The organism is Mycobacterium sp., assembly GCF_035653355.1.
Classification (GTDB): domain Bacteria; phylum Actinomycetota; class Actinomycetes; order Mycobacteriales; family Mycobacteriaceae; genus Mycobacterium.
Window position 1 is genome coordinate 1 of sequence record NZ_DASRBZ010000088.1, and the last position, 3,491, is coordinate 3,491.

General features: G+C 65.8%; 5 protein-coding genes and 1 pseudogene. 2 read left to right on the top strand and 4 right to left on the bottom strand.

All coding sequences use genetic code 11. The features are described from left to right. A pseudogene (locus VFA16_RS02870) lies at positions 1 to 184 on the top strand (TetR family transcriptional regulator); the annotation flags it as partial. 3 nt (positions 185 to 187) lie between these two features. Here the strand turns inward: VFA16_RS02870 and VFA16_RS02875 are convergent. The 3 genes from VFA16_RS02875 to VFA16_RS02885 are packed head-to-tail and all read right to left on the bottom strand — an operon-like array spanning position 188 to position 2,397. Further along, positions 188 to 844 carry a DedA family protein gene (locus VFA16_RS02875; RefSeq protein WP_324966366.1) on the bottom strand — a complete coding sequence of 219 codons (657 nt, stop codon included), beginning with the start codon at positions 842 to 844 and terminating at the stop codon, positions 188 to 190. Between the two features lie 50 nt (positions 845 to 894). After that, a complete protein-coding gene (locus VFA16_RS02880; RefSeq protein WP_324966367.1) occupies positions 895 to 1,695 on the bottom strand; it encodes an SGNH/GDSL hydrolase family protein in 801 nt (266 codons plus the stop codon). Next, on the bottom strand, positions 1,696 to 2,397 hold the full coding sequence (locus VFA16_RS02885; protein ID WP_324966369.1) for a hypothetical protein: 702 nt from the start codon (positions 2,395 to 2,397) through the stop codon (positions 1,696 to 1,698). It lies immediately after the preceding gene. Between VFA16_RS02885 and VFA16_RS02890 the strand changes: the two genes are divergently transcribed. Continuing rightward, complete coding sequence (locus VFA16_RS02890; protein ID WP_324966370.1) at positions 2,396 to 3,220, top strand: IclR family transcriptional regulator; 825 nt, start codon at positions 2,396 to 2,398, stop codon at positions 3,218 to 3,220. The two genes, VFA16_RS02885 and VFA16_RS02890, sit on opposite strands and share 2 nt — an antisense overlap. Before the next feature lie 4 nt (positions 3,221 to 3,224). On the opposite strand, the gene VFA16_RS02895 is transcribed toward VFA16_RS02890, so the two are convergent. Next, positions 3,225 to 3,491 (bottom strand): class II aldolase/adducin family protein (locus tag VFA16_RS02895; protein WP_324966371.1); only part of this gene is annotated, 267 nt, incomplete at its 5' end.

Consider the following 3,491-nt stretch of genomic DNA (forward strand, 5'->3'; position numbering starts at 1 on the left):
CATTCGCGACATTGTGCGTCAGCGCGCAGAGGCGGCCGGGTTATGCGATGTCGAGAACTTCGCGCGGTCCTGGCACATCTTGATGAAGGGCTCGATCATCTCTGCTGCCGAAGGCGACGTGGAAGCAGCGCAGCGCGCAAAAGCCATGGCCCGCATGCTCATCGAGCGCCACCGGAATTCGTAGACGCTAGCCGGTAGCACTGCCGGATTTGTCGGCGTGATCGGCTTCGAGCTCGGCGATCGCGCGGGCGGTGCGTTCCCGGAACAACGCTGCGGCGATGGCGCCGGCCACCACGGCGACCACCAGGGCGATCCAGGAAAAGCGGGTTAGCCAGCGCTCGGCGGCCACCCCGGCGAAGTAGATCAGCGCGGTGGTACCACCCGCCCAGCAGATGGCACCGGATACGTTGGCCACCAGGAACCGGGGGTAGCGCATCTTCAGCGCGCCGGCGAGCGGGCCGGCGAAGATCCGCAGCAGTGCGATGAACCGCCCGAAAAACACCGCTCGGGCACCCCAGCGGTCGAACAGCCGCTCGGCGAAGGCGACGTGCGCGGGACCGAAGTGCTTGGGGAAACGTCGGCCCAACCAGTCGAAAAGCGGCATCCCGAGCCGACGGCCGACGGTGTAACCGATCGAGTCGCCGACTGCGGCTCCGATCACCCCGGCGGCGCCGACACCGACCGGGTTGACCGCCAGTTCGTGGTGCGAGGACATCAGGGCCGCCGTGACCAGCACGATTTCCCCGGGAAGCGGGACGCCCAGGCTTTCGACTCCCACCACGACGCCCACCACCAGATAGACCGTCACCGGCGGGATGGCCTGCAGCAGGGAGACGACGGTCATGGGAACCAGGATGCCTGACCCGGCCGCCGGCCGCGCGCCGGCCCGCTGCGTCAGCCGTTGCGCGATGTGCTGCTGTCGGAGGTGACGCTCTGCAATCGGGTGCGTTTCGGTATTCGTCCATCGCCGGACGACCGCCCGCGAAGCCGCCGCCAGACCCACGGCAGCAACAGCGTCTGGGTCCAGCGCAGCTGCGCGTAGGCGCGCGAACCCGGCGAAGGTTGCGGCGCAGCACAGTTGGACCGCGCCCAATCATGATTGCTGCCAGGCGAATTCAAGGCTTCGGCTGCGGCGGCCGCAAACAGCATGTGTCCTTTCGTCGACGCGTGAATGCGATCGAAACTCCAGGTGTCGAGGTCTCGCATCGAGGCCGCGGTGTAGAGATCGACGAGTCCGAAACCGTAACGCGCAGCGGCCGCGCGGATCACGTCGTTGATGCGAGCCACCCGCGATGCCAGCAGCCGGCCGACCGGCAGAAGTTTGGCGATATCGGGAAACGTTGTCGTTACGACCGTCGCTCCAGACTCGACGAGTCGGGCATACAGCCGCTCGAGGTCGGCTAAGGCTTGATCGAAAGATCGCCCTGGGCGGGTGACGTCGTTCATGCCGACGCACACGGTGATCAAATCCGGGTGCATGGCCAGTGCCTGCGGTAGTTGATCGTCCAGCACCTCGCGCACCCGCCTGCCGCGGACGGCCAGATTGGCGTACTGAAGCCCGGGATAAAGCGAGTCGATGGCGGCGGCTAGCCGGTCAGCGAATCCGATCAGCCCGGCTGAGTCGTCGCCGTCCCATAGCCCTTCGGTTTGGCTGTCTCCGATCGCAACGTATCGGCTGAACTTAGCGGCCGGCACCTAGGCGGCCCGGCCCAATAGCTGTTCCCGACGTGTCGAAGCCCAGTCGGCCATGCGCAATTTCGGCTCGTGGTCACAAAGCGTCAACATCAGCGCCGCCCTCGGTGTCACGGCCAACCCGTAATCACAGGTCCAGTCGGAGCGGGTCATGGTCCACACCAGCACACCATCTGCGGCTACGCCGAATTGCGTGAGTCGCATCGGGCCGAAGTCGCCGAGCGGCGCTACACCGGTGGCATCGCCGGTGCATTGGGACACCGCTCGGAAACCTTCCCACACCACGTCATGCGCGTTTAATGCTGTGTCGTAGACGTCGACTGATTCGCTGTACATCGCCGTAGTGCCGAAGCTGTACGCGGAGTCGGCGTAATCGGTTGAGCCTGGCGGCCGAAGCGGTGAGCCCTTGAACAACAACGCCGCCGAACATTCGGACGGCCGCACGCTGGTGAAGTAGCTGTCGCCGATGTCGGTCATGGCGGCCGGGCCCAGGGGAGTGGGGTCCCCGTCGTGCAGCAGCAGCTCGTGTGCGGACACCGGCAGCTTTGCCTTTGGCGGTGTCACTTTGGTTGTGGCGGTGGACGACGGTTGCCCGGGTGCCGGGATGGCGCGCCCAGCCACCGATGTGGTGCAGCCGACCAATGCGATCCCGACGGTCGCCAGCATGGCCGTGATGCGCCCGGCGCCACTCGATCCCACAAGCATGAGTTTGTACGCTATCGCAGGTACCGTCTCTGACGTGCAGGAAAAGAATCAGCGTGCCGCCGACTCGCTTGCGCCGCAGTATCCGATCGAGTCGGTCGACAAGGCGCTGAAGCTGCTGCTGTTATTGGGTGAGCAGCCCGAGATCCGGTTGAGCGAGGCGACTCGCTATTTGGGAGTGGCGTCGTCGACTGCGCACCGGCTGCTGGCGATGTTGGCCTACAGGGGGTTTGTTCGCCAAGACCCGGTGACCAAGGCTTACGGGCCGGGGCCGGCGTTGACCAGTGTGGCGTTTGCGATTTTCGGCCGCGTCGACATTCAGCGGACCGCCACGCCGGTGATGCGTGCGCTCAGCGAACGTCTGCGAGAAACCGTTCATGTCGGGATGCTCGACGGTGCCTCCGTACGGTTTATCGCCGCGGTCGAAGGCCCCACCGCTGTTCGGGTGGCCTCGCGGCTGGGCCGCACCATGCCGGCGCATTGCACCTCGACGGGCAAGGCCATGTTGGCGCAGTTGTCGGAACAGGAGCTGCGCCAGCTGCTGCCGAACGAAGAGCTGGAACGCATTACGCCGCATTCGATCGGCAGCCGCACCGCGCTAGAAAACGAGCTTGTGCGGGTGCGTGAACGCGGCTATGCCGTCAACCGCGAGGAAAGCGAGGAAGGCGTTGCATCGGTCGCGGTACCGATACCGACCCGCGCGCCTGGACTTGCGCTGGCATTGAATCTCGCTGCGCCGCAACACCGATTGCCCAAGCCGCAGTATTCGGCAGTCGCGGCAGCTCTGGTGGAGGCGGCCAAGGAAATTGGCGACGAACTGGGCTGACCGGCTACTCGATGCGGGCGACCTCGTGCCGCCAGGCGGCATCGACGTTGAAGCCGGGGCCTAGGTCAGGGAGGTCGTCCCAGTCTCGGTCGTCGATGTCGCGTAGGCTGCCGCCGGCCGCCCGGACCCGCAACGACATGCGGGCAAGCGCATCGAGGCTGATCGCCTGCAACACGGCCTGTTGCACAGTGGTTGCGGCACTGGTGATTCCGTGGCCCCGACAGATGACAATCGGCTGGCCGCGCATAGCGGCCACCATTTCCTTACCCAG

Excerpts from the sequence above, each read along its gene's own strand:
- VFA16_RS02875 (WP_324966366.1), bottom strand. The coding sequence starts at position 844 with ATGACCGTCGTCTCCCTGCTGCAGGCCATCCCGCCGGTGACGGTCTAT.
- VFA16_RS02890 (WP_324966370.1), top strand. The coding sequence starts at position 2,396 with ATGAGTTTGTACGCTATCGCAGGTACCGTCTCTGACGTGCAGGAAAAG.
- VFA16_RS02885 (WP_324966369.1), bottom strand. The coding sequence starts at position 2,397 with ATGCTTGTGGGATCGAGTGGCGCCGGGCGCATCACGGCCATGCTGGCG.